Source organism: Stenotrophomonas lacuserhaii (assembly GCF_039674585.1).
Lineage (GTDB): Bacteria > Pseudomonadota > Gammaproteobacteria > Xanthomonadales > Xanthomonadaceae > Stenotrophomonas > Stenotrophomonas pennii_A.
Map to the genome: position 1 here is coordinate 110339 of NZ_JBDJNU010000008.1, position 16006 is coordinate 126344.

9 protein-coding genes and 1 pseudogene are annotated in these 16006 nt (G+C 67.4%); 5 read left to right on the forward strand and 5 right to left on the reverse strand.

Annotated elements, in window-relative coordinates; translation table 11 throughout:
* Positions 1-255 precede the first annotated feature (255 nt).
* The 3 genes and pseudogenes from ABE522_RS05400 (at position 256) to ABE522_RS05410 (ending at position 4783) form a co-directional block, all read left to right on the forward strand.
* Entirely contained in the window at positions 256-2262 is a 2007-nt protein-coding gene (locus ABE522_RS05400) for a M28 family peptidase (protein WP_346590837.1), read from the forward strand.
* Between the two features lie 531 nt (positions 2263-2793).
* Positions 2794-3955, forward strand: a pseudogene (locus ABE522_RS05405) (M13 family metallopeptidase); the annotation flags it as partial.
* 18 nt (positions 3956-3973) lie between these two features.
* On the forward strand, positions 3974-4783 hold the full coding sequence (locus tag ABE522_RS05410; RefSeq protein ID WP_346590848.1) for a M13 family metallopeptidase: 810 nt from the start codon (positions 3974-3976) through the stop codon (positions 4781-4783).
* A 41-nt stretch (positions 4784-4824) separates the two neighbouring features.
* Here the strand turns inward: ABE522_RS05410 and clpB are convergent, their stop codons facing one another.
* Entirely contained in the window at positions 4825-7410 is a 2586-nt protein-coding gene (gene clpB, locus ABE522_RS05415) for an ATP-dependent chaperone ClpB (protein WP_346590838.1), read from the reverse strand.
* A gap of 185 nt (positions 7411-7595) precedes the next feature.
* Here clpB and ABE522_RS05420 point away from each other — a divergent pair, with 185 nt between their 5' ends.
* On the forward strand, positions 7596-8306 hold the full coding sequence (locus tag ABE522_RS05420; RefSeq protein ID WP_346590839.1) for a glutathione S-transferase: 711 nt from the start codon (positions 7596-7598) through the stop codon (positions 8304-8306).
* Positions 8307-8346: 40 nt separating this feature from the next.
* Here the strand turns inward: ABE522_RS05420 and ABE522_RS05425 are convergent, their stop codons facing one another.
* The 4 genes from ABE522_RS05425 to ABE522_RS05440 all read right to left on the reverse strand — a co-directional run bounded on the left by ABE522_RS05425 (position 8347) and on the right by ABE522_RS05440 (position 13205).
* Positions 8347-9942 carry a SulP family inorganic anion transporter gene (locus ABE522_RS05425; RefSeq protein ID WP_346590840.1) on the reverse strand — a complete coding sequence of 532 codons (1596 nt, stop codon included), beginning with the start codon at positions 9940-9942 and terminating at the stop codon, positions 8347-8349.
* Positions 9943-10068: 126 nt separating this feature from the next.
* A complete protein-coding gene (locus ABE522_RS05430) occupies positions 10069-11787 on the reverse strand; it encodes a thiamine pyrophosphate-dependent enzyme (RefSeq protein ID WP_346590841.1) in 1719 nt (572 codons plus the stop codon).
* A gap of 66 nt (positions 11788-11853) precedes the next feature.
* Positions 11854-12723 (reverse strand): XAC2610-related protein, encoded by an 870-nt coding sequence (locus ABE522_RS05435; protein WP_346590842.1) that lies wholly within the window; start codon positions 12721-12723, stop codon positions 11854-11856.
* Between the two features lie 5 nt (positions 12724-12728).
* Entirely contained in the window at positions 12729-13205 is a 477-nt protein-coding gene (locus ABE522_RS05440) for a DUF3574 domain-containing protein (RefSeq protein WP_346590843.1), read from the reverse strand.
* A 251-nt stretch (positions 13206-13456) separates the two neighbouring features.
* Here ABE522_RS05440 and ABE522_RS05445 point away from each other — a divergent pair, with 251 nt between their 5' ends.
* Positions 13457-15886 (forward strand): TonB-dependent receptor plug domain-containing protein, encoded by a 2430-nt coding sequence (locus tag ABE522_RS05445; RefSeq protein WP_346590844.1) that lies wholly within the window; start codon positions 13457-13459, stop codon positions 15884-15886.
* The last annotated feature ends 120 nt before the right edge of the window (positions 15887-16006 follow it).

Consider the following 16006-nt stretch of genomic DNA (forward strand, 5'->3'; position numbering starts at 1 on the left):
CCCGCATCGGCCGGGGACTGCGTTGCCACGCCCTTGGAGAGGCAGCCCCACCGTAGCGCAAAGATGCCCACGCGGTGATGGCAGCGCAGCATGAAGACCAAGCCAGAAGCCATCAGGCGGGCGCCGGAGCGGACTGACAGCCGACGCTGGGGCATCTGTCAGAAAATGCGCATCCGGATCCGGGGACGCGTTTGACCCTTCCTGCAACGACACATCAGCCGCCACGCTGCAGTCCTATCGCAGACGGGAGAGGGCATGATGCAGATGGATCCGGCCAATGCCGCACGGCACGCCAACGGGACGTTCCTCAACCGCCACCAGGGCGGTGCACCGCCATCGCGGGATTCCCTCAAGCATGCCAGGTGGGGCGACCGGCACGTCCCGTTGCGGCTGCACAACAGCCCGGCGAACCTGCTCACCGGCGTCCTGCTGCTTGGCAGCCTGGGGCCTGGCACCGGGCTGCCAGGCCCTGTTGCGGCTGGCCGGCGGGTCGCCCCCGGGGCTGCTGATGCAGCGTCCGCCCCGGTCGCGTTGTTGCCGGCCGCGCAGGCGAGCGGGCGCTATGCGCCGGTGGCCGGCCCCAGGCAGGCGCCAGGGTGCGGCAGCCTGGGCTCGATCGCCAATGGCGTTGTCGCCGCCTGCGTCGCACGCCCGCGCAGCTGCAGCGGCGTCATGGCGCTCGGCGCCCTGGCGGCCGTGGGCGGCCTGGCCTATGTCCGGGTCGCCGGCAGTGCCTCGGCTGCACGGTACGCGCCCGTCCGCGCACGGGAATGGGCGCAGCAGGATGCGCTGCAGGACACGGTCGCGGCGGCCGAGGTACTGGCCGACGATGGCATTCCCGTCCGGCTGGAAGCAGCGTTGCTGCAGATCGCGCGCGACTGCGGCGGTGACCGCCGCTGCCGCGCCGACGCCATCAACGCCCTGCTGCTGCAGGTGCCGCCGGCCACCCTGACGCAGCTGCGGCAGATCGTTGCGCGCACGGTTCCCGCCGCGCAAACGCAGCAGCACGGCGGGTGGCCACTGCCGGGTGCCATGGCGGCCCCCTGGATCCCGGAAAGCGCCCTGCTCGACCTCGCCGCCACCCTCGCCGACCTGTATACCCCCGCGGTTGCCGCGTTCCAGGACGACATGGAAGCCATGGTGGGCGCCACCGTCGGCGCGGGTGACGGCCGCCACGCCAGCGACGCCGACATCCGGCAACGCTGGTTCGACGCCAATGCGCGCAGGCAGGACGCCATTGCCGCACTGCTGGTGCGCGATGCAGGTCCGGTGGAGCGGCTGCCGTATGCGCTCCACGGTCTGGAACATCTGGGCATCGCCGACGGAACCGAAGCGTTCAACCTGCACGTCAGCTTGCCTGCGGCCAGCACGCCGCCCACGCAGCGTGTGCTGCTGGTCGCTCATGGCGACATGATCGGGCGAGCGCTCGGCTCCGAAGGGGCGTATGACAATGCCTCCGGTGTCGCCACCCTGCTGCATATCGCCCGCCAATGGCAGGCCGCCCCGTCCAATGCAGGCATCCAGCTGGAGCTGCTGGTGACGTCCCATGAGGAACTGGGCCTTCTTGGCGCACGCGCCTACGTCAACGACTGCCTTCAGCACGAAAGCTGCCCGACCTTCGTGATCAACGTGGACATGACCGGGCGCGGCGGCCGTGGCTATGCGATCTCTGGGACCGGGGACCTGGCAGGCAGGCCCCATCTGGGCAAGCCGACGATGTATCTGCAGGCCCCCCCGGTCAGCGACACCGAACAGCATGCACGCAGGCAGCTGGAAGCCCGACTCGCCGCGCGCGGGTTCGCTGCACCAGCGGCGGCAGACGCGCCATGGATCACGTCGGACAACATCGCGTTCCAGAATGCCTCCATTCCCTGCGTGGGGCTCAGCCAGGTCGGTGCTGACGACGCGCGCCAGTGGAAGCAGCTGGAAACGGCACGCAAGGCCTGGCAACAGCGGGACGCTGAAGTGGACTGGACACGTTGGGAGGCCCAGCAGGACGGCAGCATCCAACTGTCGCCGGACGACGCGCGCGCACTGGATGAGCGTTACCAGGCGTCCGCCGCTGCCTACTACGCCTACCAGGACCTGCGCGATGCGCACCCGAATGCGCCGCCAGTCCTGATCCACGGTGCCCGTGACCGGTTGCACCGCGTCAATCCTGCGATGGGCGTGGACTTCGCCGATGCCCTGCTGGATGGCATCGGCCATCTGCAGTGGCAGACCGCCACGTCAGTGGACGCATCCGCCCCTTCGGACCGCTGAGCGCGCCCCATGCCCATCTCCGCAACCCAATCCCGCGCCCAACACGGCAATTACCTGCGTACCCATCATGGGGTCGACGCCCCTTCGCATCGCGCAGTCTGCCATCGCCGTTTCGTTGGGCAGGCAACCCATTTGAACGTGCGCAGCATCCGCAACCAGCTTGCCGTAGCGCTGCTACTGAGTACGGCGCTGCCGGCTGCAGCCCAGTGCGGCGCCGCACCGGCCCCGCTCGCCCGCGCCCCGGGGCAGAGTGATGCAGGCAGTTGGCCACCCGGCGCACTGGCCGCCCCGCCCGGCATTGAACTGGGCCAGCTGCCTGACAGCGCCGCGGCGCGCGCCGTCGCCGACCCGCTGCTGCAGCCTGCGCCGTCGATCATCGCCAACGCGGCATCCAATGCGGCGCTGACGACCTGCACCGCCAACCCCCGGCGCTGTGGAGCAGCCCTGCTGGCCGCGGTCGGCCTCACGGCTTTTTCGGCCGCGGCGGCAACCACCCGCTACCTGCTGCACCGGCACGCCGATGAAGACGCCATGCCGCCCGTGAAACGCTACACGCTCGATCCTGAAAGGCTGCTGCCGCCAGTGCGCTTCAACGCCAGCGAGCTTGATCCCGGCGCGCCGCCCTGCGATTCTCTGGGCGCGCACGTCAACCGTATCTGGGAAACCGACAGCGCGCTGCAGCGCAGCCGCACGCAGCTGGGCACGTTGGACCATCTGCGCAGCAACGCACTGCTCACCTGCCAGCAGATGGCCGAGCAGATGCAGGAAGAGGCGGATCCAGATGTCCCCGCACGTGTGATCGGAGACCTGTGGGCGACCGGGATGGATGAGGCCGGCATCGAAGTGGCCGGACGCATGCCGCTGCAGCCCACGCTGGATGCGATCGCAGCGCTTGACGATCTACCCGCACTGACCGCCTGGCTGTTCGATGCATCGGCACGCGGCGAACCCGCTGTTCACTCTCAGCGTGCTGCCCGACCAGCTCGATCCCAGTACATACATGGCCTACCTCGCGCAATCCGGACTCGGGCTTCCCGACAGCGCGTGGTACGAAGCCGCGGACAAACAAACCATGGTGGCCGGCTACCAGCAGCATGTCGCGCGCACGCTGGCGCTGTCGGGCATGGGCGCCGATGATGCGGCACGGCAGGCAGCGGACGTTCTGGCGCTTGAGCGCGAACTGGCCGCCGTCTCCGACCCCTTCGCGGCCTTGGCAACCGACATTTCCCACTTCTACAACCCGCTGTCACCCGCACAGGCGCAGCAACAGACACCCCACATCGACTGGAACACGTTCTTCCAGGCGCAGGGGGTGTCGGCACCAGAGCGCTTCTCGCTCGGCATGCCGGACTTCTTCCGCCGTCTTGACGCCTTGCTGGCCAGCACCCCCTTGGAAACCTGGAAAGCGCACCTGCAGTTCCATGCGATGGACGCCGCAGCGCCATGCCTGTCCAGCGTGTTCGTCGATACCCACGACGCCTTTCACGGCGGGCTGCTGAAGGGACGCAGGTCACGGGTACCGCGCTTTGCACGCGTCATGGGCATCATCCAACAGGAAGCCGGCGACGCCCTGGGCCCGGCTTATGCGCAGGTGGCCTTCTCCGCGCAGACCCAGCGCCGCATGCAGGCGATGACGCACCAGCTCATCGCCGCGCTGGAAACCCGGCTGCAGCAGTGCGAGTGGATGGACGACAGCAGCCGACGGCAGGCGATGGACAAGATCAACACGCTGCGCATCGACGTCGGGCGTCCGCAACAGTGGCCGCGCTGGGACCACGTAGACACCGACCGTGGCAGCTTCCTGGGCAACGTGCAGGCCGTCCGCGCCCATGCGCAACGGCGCAACGTCGCCCTGCTCGGCAGCCCGGTGGATACCGCGCACTGGAAGCTCACCCCGCAGACCGTGGATGCGTACCAGGACCTGTCGCTGAACCGGATCGTGATTCCCGCTGCGATGCTGCAGCCACCGCTGTTCGACCCGGCAGCCGACGATGCGCTCAACTACGGTGGCATCGGCGCAGTCATCGGGCACGAAATGGCCCATGGCTACGACAACATCGGCACCACGTTCGATGCGCACGGCAGGGAGGCGGACTGGCTGTCAGCGTACAGCCGGCAGCAGTTCGATGCGCTTTCCACGCAGTTGCGCGAGCAGTTCACGCATTACCTCGATGCGGGACGCGAGATCGACAGCGGGCTGACCCTCGGCGAGAATCTCGCCGACCTGGGGGGACTGGCCATCGCACTGCAGGCCATGCAGATGGCAACCGCGGGCACGCCGGATCCGATGATCGACGGCATGACACGCGAACAGCGCTTCTTCGCCAGCCACGCGTTGGTCTGGCGCATGATCAGCACGCCGGAGCGCGCCGAGCTGGAGCGCGCAACCAACAACCACGCGCCTGGCAGCGTGCGCGCCGACGGCGCGGCGTCGAACCTTCCGCAGTTCGCGCGCGCCTTCAACTGTACCCCCGGCTCGCCGATGGCGCGGTTGCCCGCCGATCAGGTGCATTTCCTGTAACCACGGCAGCCGGGCTACGCCCGGCGCCGTCGTGCTGCAGCTCAACCCTTGTGGAAAAGCAGCTGGCCACCGCCTGCGTCCACCGCGATGGTATCGCCGTTGTTGAACTCGCCGGACAGGATCTTCTGTGCCAGCGGATTTTCCAGCTGCGCCTGGATGGCGCGCTTCAACGGCCGCGCACCGTAGACCGGATCGAAGCCCACGCTGCCCAGCAGCTCGAAGGCGCCATCGCTGACCTGCAGCTTGAGGCCACGTTCGACCAGCCGCGATTCCAGGCCGCGCATCTGGATCCGCGCGATCTGCTTGATCTGCTGTTTGTCCAACGGGTGGAACACCACGATGTCGTCCAGGCGGTTGATGAACTCCGGACGGAAGTGCGCCTGCACCACGCCCATCACCGCGGCCTTCATCTGGGTGTAGGCCTCCGGCGAGTCATCCCCGCTCATGTCCTGGATCTGGTGCGAGCCCAGGTTGGAGGTCATCACGATCACCGTGTTGCGGAAGTCCACGGTGCGGCCCTGGCCATCGGTCAGCCGGCCATCGTCGAGTACCTGCAGCAGGATGTTGAAGACATCCGGATGGGCTTTCTCCACCTCGTCCAGCAGGATGATCGAATACGGGCGACGGCGCACCGCTTCAGTCAGGTAGCCGCCCTCTTCGTAGCCCACGTAACCCGGAGGCGCACCGACCAGCCGCGCTACGCTGTGCTTCTCCATGAACTCACTCATGTCGATGCGGATCATCGCGTCGGTACTGTCGAACAGGAACTCGGCCAGCGCCTTGCACAGTTCGGTCTTGCCCACGCCGGTCGGGCCCAGGAACAGGAACGAGCCACTGGGACGATCGGGATCGGACAGCCCGGCACGCGAACGGCGCACCGCATCGGACACCACCTTGATCGCTTCTTCCTGGCCCACCACGCGCCGGTGCAGCTCGCCTTCCATGCGCAGCAGCTTCTCGCGCTCACCTTCCAGCATCCGATTCACCGGAATACCGGTCCAACGCGAAACGACTTCGGCGATCTCCTCCGCGGTGACCCGGTCCTGGACCAGCTTGAACTCGGTGTTTTCGGCTTCCTGCGCAACCGCCAGCTGTTTCTCCAGCTGCGGCAACTGGCCGTACTGGATCTCGCTCATGCGGCCGAAATCCTGCCGGCGCTGGGCTGACTCCAGCTCCAGCTTCGCCTGCTCGATCTGTTCCTTGATCTTCGTTGCGCCCTGCAATGCAGCCTTCTCGGATTTCCAGATTTCGTTGAGATCGGAGAAGTCGCGCTCCAGTGCATCGATATCGTTTTCCAGGTCGGCCAGGCGCTGTCGTGACGCCTCGTCCTTTTCTTTCTTCAGCATCTCGCGCTGGATCTTCAGCTGGATCAAGCGGCGTTCCAGCCGATCCAGTTCCTCCGGCTTGGAATCGATCTCCATGCGGATGCGCGAGGCAGCTTCGTCCATCAGGTCGATGGCCTTGTCCGGCAGCTGGCGGTCGCTGATGTAGCGATGCGACAGCGTGGCGGCCGCCACGATCGCCGGATCGGTGATCTCCACCCCGTGGTGCACGGCGTACTTTTCCTTCAGCCCGCGCAGGATCGCGATGGTGTCCTCCACCGTGGGCTCGCCGACCAGCACCTTCTGGAAACGACGCTCCAGCGCGGCGTCCTTTTCGATGTACTTGCGGTACTCGTCCAGCGTGGTGGCACCCACACAATGCAGCTCGCCACGTGCAAGCGCCGGCTTGAGCATGTTGCCGGCATCCATCGCCCCGTCGGCCTTGCCGGCACCGACCATGGTGTGCAGCTCGTCGATGAACAGGATGACCTGTCCTTCGTTCTTGGCCAGGTCGTTGAGCACGCCCTTCAGCCGTTCTTCGAACTCGCCGCGGAACTTCGCACCGGCGATCAGCGCACCCATGTCCAGCGACAGCACGCGCTTGCCACGCAGACCTTCGGGCACTTCGTCGTTGATGATGCGCTGGGCCAGTCCCTCCACGATCGCGGTCTTGCCCACGCCGGGCTCGCCGATCAGCACCGGATTGTTCTTGGTCCGCCGTTGCAGCACCTGGATGGTGCGGCGGATCTCTTCATCACGCCCGATCACCGGATCCAGCTTGCCGCTCTCGGCCCGCGCGGTCAGGTCGATGGTGTACTTTTCCAGCGCCTGGCGCTGTTCTTCGGCGCTCTCGGACTGCACTTTCTCGCCGCCCCGCAGCTTGTCGATGGCGACCTGCAGGCGCGCCTTGTCGGCACCGGCCGCGCGCAGCGCCATGCCAAGGCTGCCGCCATCTTCCAGCGCGGCCAGCACGAACCACTCGCTGGCGATGAAGGCATCGCCCTGCTGCTGGGCCAGCTTGTCGGTGTGGTTGAGCAGTCGGTTCAGGTCGTTGCCGATGGACAGGTTGCCGGCCTGCCCGGAGACCTTCGGCAGCGCCGCCAGGGCCTCGTCCAGCCGCTCACGCAGCACGGTCACGTTGACCCCTGCCTGCGAAAGCAGCGGCCGGGTGCTGCCGCCGGGTTGGTCGAACAGTGCACTGAACACGTGCACCGGTTCAACGATGGAATTGTCGCGGCCCACGGCCAGCGACTGCGCGTCGGCCAGCGCCTGCTGGAAACGCGAGGTGAGCTTGTCCATCCGCATGTCAGATCCTCTATCAGAGAAGCCGGCCACGCCGGCACTACCCCTCAGATGCGGCTGCCGCCGCGTGTTTCAAGGGTCCCTGAGATCATCGTCCCCGATAAGGAAACACCGTGTGCAGGGCATGCTCACCGGGCGCTGCCATCGCGCGCGGGATACTGCGCGGGCCTTCACCTTGCGGGAACGACATGCATTACGAGCTTTATTACTGGACCGGCATCCAGGGCCGCGGCGAGTTCGTGCGGCTGGCGCTGGAAGATGCGGGTGCCGGCTACACCGACATGGCCCGGGTCCACGGCGATGCGGTCATGGATTCCTTCCTGGCGGGCACGTCCGAGGGTGGGCGTCCCTTCGCCCCACCATTCCTGAAGGCCGGCCGCCAGGTGGTGGCCCAGGTGGCCGCCATCCTGGATTTCCTGGGCCCGACCCTGGACCTGGTGCCGCATGCGGCCTCGCGACGGGTGCAGGCCATCCAGCTGCAGCTGACCATCGCCGACCTGGTGGCCGAAGTGCACGACACCCACCACCCGATCGCCGCCTCGCAGTACTACGAAGACCAGAAGAGCGAAGCCATCGCGCGGGCGGCTTCGATGCGCGGTGAGCGGCTGCCGAAGTTCCTCGGCTACTTCGAGGATATCGTCCGGGACAACGGCGGCCGCCACCCGCTGCGCGAGCACTCCTACGTCGATCTTTCCCTGTTCCAGCTGCTGGCCGGGCTGGATTACATGTTCCCGCAGCGCATGCGCGCGCTGTGGCCGAAGCTGCCGCTGCTGGCCGCGCTGAAGGAGCGCGTGGAAAAACGCCCGGGCATCGCCGCCTACCTGGCATCCGATCGCCGGCTGGCGTTCAACGCCAACGGCATTTTCCGCCATTACCCGGAGCTGGACGGCCCGGAATGACCCTGCCGCTGCGCTCGCCGAGCATGGCTCGGCGCTACCGCTACCCCCGCACGGCCACCGGCTGCTTCTGCAATGACAGCAGCCCCAGCAGCACCGCCAGCGCCACATACGCACCAGCGAACTGCCAGCTGATGATCCGCGCCAGGCCCTGCAGGTCCCAGGGCAGGTAGATGCCGCCGCGCGGGTCCACCGAATGGATCAGCCCGAACACCGTCAGGCCGGCAGCCACCAGCAGGAAGCCACAGGCGCGGCGCAGGCGCCCGTCCACCATCGCCGCCACCGTGGCGATCCACAGCATCGAGGTGATGATGAAGCCATTGCCCAGCGCGAAGATCACCGCCAGTTCCGGCAGCCCGTGACCGTCCACCTTGGTCAGCATGGCGACCATCTGTTCCGGCGCGATCCAGCCCGGCGCCTTGATCGCCAGCAGGTAGGCAGCCGATGGCAGGAAGCCCAGCACCATCGCGCCGGCGTGCTGCTTCGGCGTGGCCTGGAAGGCCTGGGTGGTGATGTCGATGCCCACGTACACGATGATCGGCGCCAGCACCGCCAGCGGCAGCCACTGCACCAGCCCGGAGACGATGCCGAGCATGCCGCCGATGCCGATGAACAGACCCGTCAGCAGCGTATAGCCGCTGCGCGCGCCCATGTGCTTGTAGGCCGGCTGGCCGATGTACGGCGTGGTCTGCGCCACGCCGCCACAGACGCCAGCCACCAGCGTGGCGATGGCTTCCACCAGCAGGATGTCGCGGGTGCGGTAGTCATCGCCGGCTGCGCGCGCGCTTTCGGAAACATTGATGCCACCGACCACCATCAGCAGGCCGAACGGAAGCAGTAGCGGCAGGTAGGTCATCGCTGTCGGCAGGCCGTCCAGGAAGCCCAGCGAAGGCAGCGGAAGCACGATCTGCGGGGCGTTCCACACCGGTACCTGGAAGCCCGGCGCACCCAACCCGGCCAGGCCCAGACCGTAATACAGCAGCGTGCCGAACACAAAGGCCAGCAGCACCGCCGGACCCCGCACCGGCAGCTTGCCCTTGGCGATCAGCACGTACAGCAGCAGGCCCAGGGTCACGAAGCCGACCAGCGGCGAGCGCAGCGTTTCCAGCAGCGGCAGCAGGCCCATCAACACCAGCGCGATGCCGGCGATGGAGCCGAGCAGCGCCGCCCGCGGCAGCGCGCGGGTCACCGCTTCACCGAAGAAGGACAGCACCAGCTTGAGCAGGCCCATGATCACCAGCGAGGCCATGCCGAGCTGCCAGGTGGCGATTGCCGCCGCGTTCGGGTCCAGGCCCTGTGCCTTGAAGGCCACGAAAGCCGGGCCGAGCACCAGCAGCGCCATGCCGATGCTGGTCGGCGCGTCCAGGCCCAGCGGCATCGCCGTCACGTCATCGCGGCCGTTACGCGCGGCCAGGCGGCGTGCCATCACCGTGTACAGCAGGTTGCCGACCAGCACGCCGAAGGCGGTACCGGGGAACATGCGGGTGAACACCACCTCCGCCGGGAACTGGAACATTCCCACCAGCGCCATGGCGATGAAGCCGAGGATGGAAAGGTTGTCGACCACCAGGCCGAAGAAACCATTGAGATCGCCGGCGACGAACCAGCGCCGCGGAGCGGCAGGGGCAGGAACGGACATGTGGGGGCAGGAAAGGGTGTGGGGACCGCCGATGGTAGGCCCCGCAGCACGTGGATGCCAATGATGGCTGGCAGGGGCCTGATTCCCTTTCCTGCTGCCCCCTTTCTGCGGCCCCTCCTGCGATCCTCAGCGCTTGAGGAAGTTGTCCGCCAGCAGCTCCTTGACCTCGCCGATGCGCCCGGCCAGCACCGCCTTGGCCATGTAGCGCGCGGTCCCGATCACCTGCCCAGCCTCCACCTGGGGCGGCATCACCAGTTCGGTCGGGGCGGTGTGCACGTCCAGCAACGCCGGCCCCGGCTGGGCCAGCAGGTCCTGCACGGCCAGCGCCAGGTCCTGGCTGCGGGTCACCGTGCGGCCATGGAAGCCGATCACTTCGGCCAGCTTGCCGAAGTCCGGATTCTTCAGCTCGGTGTAGTAATCCAGCAGCCCTTCGACTTTCTGTTCCAGCTCCACGAAGTTCAGCGAACCGTTGTTGAACACCACGATCTTGATCGGAAGATTCTCCTGCACGGCGGTCAGCAGGTCGCCCATCAGCATGCTCAGCCCGCCATCGCCGCACAGCGCCACCACCTGCCGGCCGGGGAAAGCCTTCTGCAGGCCCAGCGCCTGCGGCATCGCATTGGCCATCGTGCCGTGCAGCAGGCTGGTCAACGTGCGCCGGCGACCGTTGACGCGGATATGCCGCAGCACCCACACCATCGGCGAACCGCAGTCGGCGGTGAACAGTGCATCGTCGTCGGCATGCTGGTCCAGCAGGGCGGTGAGGTACTGCGGGTGGATCAGCTCGCCCTCGCCCGGCGCCTCTTCTTCGGCGCGCCTGGCCAGCGCCTTTTCGCGATGCCCGATGCACTCGTCCAGGAAACCGGCATCCTCGCGCGGCGGCAGCATCGGCAGCAGCGCCTCCAGCGTCGGGCCGACGTCACCGACCACGCCGAGGGTGACCGGGTGGCGCCTGCCCAGGTGGCTGCCATCGTGGTCGACCTGGATGATGGTGGCCTTGTCCGGGTAGTACTGGCCCCAGGCGAAGTCGGCCCCGAGCAGCAGCAGGGTGTCGCACTCCATCACCGCGTGGAAGCCGGATTCGATGCCGAAAATGCCGGTCATGCCCATGTTGAAGGGGTTGTCCGGCTCGACGAAATCCTTCGCCCGCGAGGTATGCGCGATCGGCGCCTGCAACCTGCGCGCCAGTTCCAGCAGCGGCGCGTGGGCGCCCTGGCAGCCCGCGCCGGCGTAGATGCCGATCCGCTTGCCCTGGCCCAGCAGTTCGGCGATGCGCAGCAGTTCGTCATCGCCCGGTCGCAGCACCGGATGGGTGTAATGCACGGCGAACGGAGGATCGTGCTTGACCGCCTGTTCGCTGATGTCCGACGGCAGGATCACCACCGCCACGCCCCGCCGGCTGATCGCGGCCTGGCAGGCCAGCGCCACCACGCGGCGCGCCTGTTCGGCGCTGTACACCTGTTCGCAGAACACGCTGCACGTGGAGTAGACCGCCTTGAAGTCGACTTCCTGCGGGAATTCCATGCCCAGCTCGCTGGTGACCACCTGGCTGGCGATCAGCACCATCGGCGCCCTGTTGCGGTTGTTCTCGAACACGCCGTTGATGAAGTGCAGGCTGCCCGGCCCGCAGGAGCCGGCGCAGGCGGTCAGCTGGCCGCTGACCAGCGAATCAGCGCCCGCCGCGAAGGCCGCCACTTCTTCATGGCGCACGTGCACCCAGTCGATGTCACTGCCGTGGATGGCGGTGGTCACATGGTTGAGGGTGTCACCGACGATGCCGTAACAGCGGCGCACACCGGCCTGCTGCAGCGTCTCGACGACGATATCGGCAACGCGCTTGCTCATGGTCTGGCCTTCCTGGAACGGGGGAAGCCTGAGCCTAGACCGCGGCGGGTGACACCGCCGTGGGGATCACCCCTGTTCCGGCAAAGCGACCTGTACCCAGCCCGTGACCGGCCCACGCGTGGGATTGCGGTAGCGCACCTGCAGCCAGCCATCGCGCTCGTCCAGCAGCTCCACCCGATCCCCTGCCACCAGGTAGCGACGCGTGCTGGCATCACCAACGGCGCTGTACAGCGCAAGCCGCGCCGGCACCACTCGCGCGCTCCTGCCACGCAATGGCACGCCGCTGGCGGGCGGTGACAAGCCATCGCCGATGGCCTGTTCCAGCGCGCGACCTGATGCATCGTAGGTGGTCCAGACCGCCAGCGGGCCGGCGTCCTCTCCGCCCTCATTCACCGCCAGCACCGCGGCCAGCGCCTGCGGGTCGAGCATCAGCAGCTGCTCGGCGCGGTAGAGATAGAGTTTTTCGCCCTGGTACCGGTAGAAATCGGTGTACCACATCGGCCCGCCGCGGCAGGTGCTGACCAGGGTGCGGGCGGGCGCATCCACGCTCAGCGACCACAAGCCATCGCAGTTGGCCGGGGTGCCGGTGGGCGGCGCAAGCGGCTGCAGCCGCGCGGTCCGGGCATCGAATCGATACACCGCCACCGCTTCGTTGACCTGGCCGACGCTGGCGCGCACCACCAGGTCCTGCACGCCGTCGAAGTCGACGTCCTCATGGTCCAGCCGCGAGCGGCCTTCTTCATCGGCCACTCCATCCAGCCGCTGCAGCGCGGCATCCGTGCCGATGCGTACCTCCACGCGGCCGTCGTCCAGCACGCGCGCCCGCACCGGTACGCCGGGCGCGGCATCGAACGCCACGCCGTCACTTTCCGCTGCCTGGGCCTGCATCGCCATGCTGGCGGAGCACAGCGCCATCACCAGCAGGCTGGCGCGCACGCGGTTCAGAACGACACTTCCACCGGCTGCCGCGACCACAGCACCGACTGGTGCCTGGTGGCGGTCTTCCAGGCCAGGCGGATGGCCTCGATGTCGGCCCGGCGTTGCGGGCTGTCTTCGTGCAGCACCACCAGCACCTTGGTGCGCAGGCGGTTCGGTTCGGGGTCACCACGGAACAGCCACTGGCCGTAGGCATCGAACACCGTCAGCCCATCGGGGAAGCGCGGGGTCACTTCCTTGTCCAGGAAGGCGCGCCACTGCGCATCGCTGATGGTAGTGGCCTGTTCGCGCTCACCGGCGCCGCGCTCTTCGCCCACGCCGAAGTACAGCTCACTCCGCACCCAGCCCGCAGCCTGCGCCGGCCGTGCCGCATCGCCCTGCATCGTGGCCGTCGTCGCTGACGTGCCCGGCGCGCTGGCGGGCAGGCTGGCGCAACCGCTGGAGGCCAACAACATGGCAAAAACAAGGGACAGACGCTTCATATCGATCACGCTCCAAGAGACAGGTGTGCCCATCGTGGCGTGCACCACAGGCAAAACAGCGCAGCAGCGTACACGGCCCAGCCAGTTGCATCTGCAACCACCTTCATGACGTCCCGTCATCTGCTGATGCCAACGAAAACGGGACTTGCGTCCCACAAGCCATCACGCCAAGATAATATATCGCTATATCCGGATGGATGTAATTGAAACCATCCCCTCCCCTTCCCCACGTTGTCGCTCCCGGAGTCCGCATGTCCCCCCGCCTGTCCGCGTTGCCGCTCGGCCTCGCCATCGCGCTCGCGCTTTCCCCGTTCGCCGCATCGGCGCAGGACGCCACCAACCTGGACACAGTGATCGTCACCGGTACCCGCGCCTCGGACCGCACCGTGCTGGAATCGACCTCACCGGTTGATGTGCTGACCGCCGAAGACATCCGCAAGGCCGGCGTCATCAACGGGGAGCTGGGCAGCGCGCTGCAGTCGCTTCTGCCATCGTTCAATTTCCCGCGCCAGTCCAACTCCGGCGGCGCCGACCACGTGCGCGCCGCACAGCTGCGCGGCCTGTCGCCGGACCAGGTGCTGGTGCTGGTGAACGGCAAGCGCCGCCACCACAGCGCCCTGGTCAGCACCGGCAGCAAGATCGGCCGCGGCACCACGCCGGTGGACTTCAATGCCATCCCGGTCAGCGCGATCAAGCGCATCGAGGTACTGCGCGACGGCGCCGGTGCGTTGTACGGTTCGGATGCGGTGGCCGGCGTGATCAACGTGATCCTCGACAACACCCCGGAAGGCGGCGCCATCGAAGCCAGCTTCGGCGCCCACCACACCGACCTCAAGCCGATCGGCCGCACCCTCACCGACGGCCAGACCGGCAACTTCAGCGCCAACGTGGGCACCGCGCTGAGCGAAGACGGTGGCTTCCTGCGCGTCGGCGTGGAATACAAGAACCGCGAAGCCACCAACCGCGCCGGCTTCGACCAGATCCCGCCGTGGGACCAGACCGATGCCAACCTGGCCCTGCAGGGACAGCGCAACTACGTGCTCGGCGACGGCGCCAGCAAGGACCTCAACGCCTGGTTGAACACCGAGATCCCGTTCGGCGAAACCAGCACGTTCTACGCCTTCGGTACCTACAACCAGCGTGACAGCGAAGGCGCGAACTACTTCCGCTATCCGGAGGGCGAAGCGAACTGGAAGGAGATCTATCCGAACGGTTACCGCCCGGTTTCCGAAGGCGAGAACCGCGACGTGCAGGCCGTGGCCGGTGCGCGTGGCCAGTGGGGCGAGTGGACCTACGATGCCAGCCTGGACTTCGGCCAGAACGACTTCACCTACCGCATGCGCAACACCTTGAACGCCTCGCTCGGCCCGACCAGCCCGACGCGCTTCAAGACCGCCGATTACCAGTACGCGCAGTCGGTGGCGAACCTGGACCTGGGCCGGGTGTTCGAACAGCGCGAGAACATCACCCATACCCTGGGCCTGGGCGCGGAGGCCCGCCATGAGCGTTATGAAACCCGCCCCGGCGATCCGGCCAGCTATGCCGCCGGCCCGTTCACCGATCGTCCCACCGGCTCGCAGGCCGGCGGTGGCCTGACCCCGCAGGATGCGGCGGACCTGGCGCGCGACGTGGCCAGCGTCTACGCCAGCGTGTCCAGCCAGATCGGCGATAACTTCTCCAGCGATATCGCCGCGCGCTACGAACACCACGATGACTTTGGTGGCGAACTGACCGGCAAGCTGGGCCTGCGCTATGCGTTCAGCCCGGCCTTCGCGCTGCGTGGCTCGGTGTCCAACAACTACCGCGCGCCGTCGCTGGCGCAGATCGGCTACGAATCCACCTCCACCGGCTACAACGCGGCCGGCCAGCTGGTGCAGGGCCGCCTGCTGTCGGTGAACAATCCGATCGCCCGCGGGCTCGGCGCCACCGACCTGAAGCCGGAAAAGTCACTCAATACCAGCCTGGGCTTCACCAGCCGCATCGGTGACCACTTCGACGTCTCGCTGGACCTGTTCCAGATCGACATCGATGACCGCATCGCGTTGTCCGAAGCGATCACCGGCGACGCCCTGACCGGTTTCGTGCAGCAGCAGTACGGCGTGACCGGCCTGGAAAGCGCCAGCTTCTTCGTCAATGCCGCCGACACCCGCACCCGCGGCGCCGAACTGGTGGCCAACTGGCGCCACGCCCTGGGCGATGGCCAGCTGCAGCTGACCGGCACTTGGGCCTACGCCAAGACCGAGCTGAAGAACGTGCTGCCGACCCCGGCCGCGCTGCAGGCGCTGGACCCTGCGTATGTGCTGTTCGGCGTGGAAGAGAGCAACACGCTGACCGATGCCACGCCGCGTACGCGCGCGCAGTTTTCTGCTTCGTGGAGCAATGACCGTTGGTCGCTGACCAGCCGCGTCAGCCGGCACGGCAGCGCCACGCGCGTGTTCAACTTCGGCGGTGGTTTCGAGCCCACCCAGACCTACCAGGCCGAGTGGCAGCTGGATGCTGAAGCGGAGTACCGCATCACCCCGCAATGGAGCGTGGCGATCGGGGGACAGAACCTCACCGACAACTATCCGGACCTGTCCAACGAAGACATCTACTACTACGGCAACCTGCCGTACGACGTGCTGTCGCCGATCGGCAGCAATGGCGCGTATTTCTATGGCCGCGTGCGCTACACCTTCTAGGCTCGGCAAGGCGTGATGGGTGACGACCTGGTGGGTGACGACCGTGGGGGGGGACCGCCTAAGGCGCGAGGACCCCAACCGGCCGACCCCACCCCCCCACACCCCCCACAGCAAACCCCC

Coding starts and splice junctions, on each gene's coding strand:
- ABE522_RS05400 (WP_346590837.1), top strand. CDS start 256: ATGATGCAGATGGATCCGGCCAATGCCGCACGGCACGCCAACGGGACG.
- ABE522_RS05410 (WP_346590848.1), top strand. CDS start 3,974: ATGGACAAGATCAACACGCTGCGCATCGACGTCGGGCGTCCGCAACAG.
- clpB (WP_346590838.1), bottom strand. CDS start 7,410: ATGCGGATGGACAAGCTCACCTCGCGTTTCCAGCAGGCGCTGGCCGAC.
- ABE522_RS05420 (WP_346590839.1), top strand. CDS start 7,596: ATGCATTACGAGCTTTATTACTGGACCGGCATCCAGGGCCGCGGCGAG.
- ABE522_RS05425 (WP_346590840.1), bottom strand. CDS start 9,942: ATGTCCGTTCCTGCCCCTGCCGCTCCGCGGCGCTGGTTCGTCGCCGGC.
- ABE522_RS05430 (WP_346590841.1), bottom strand. CDS start 11,787: ATGAGCAAGCGCGTTGCCGATATCGTCGTCGAGACGCTGCAGCAGGCC.
- ABE522_RS05440 (WP_346590843.1), bottom strand. CDS start 13,205: ATGAAGCGTCTGTCCCTTGTTTTTGCCATGTTGTTGGCCTCCAGCGGT.
- ABE522_RS05445 (WP_346590844.1), top strand. CDS start 13,457: ATGTCCCCCCGCCTGTCCGCGTTGCCGCTCGGCCTCGCCATCGCGCTC.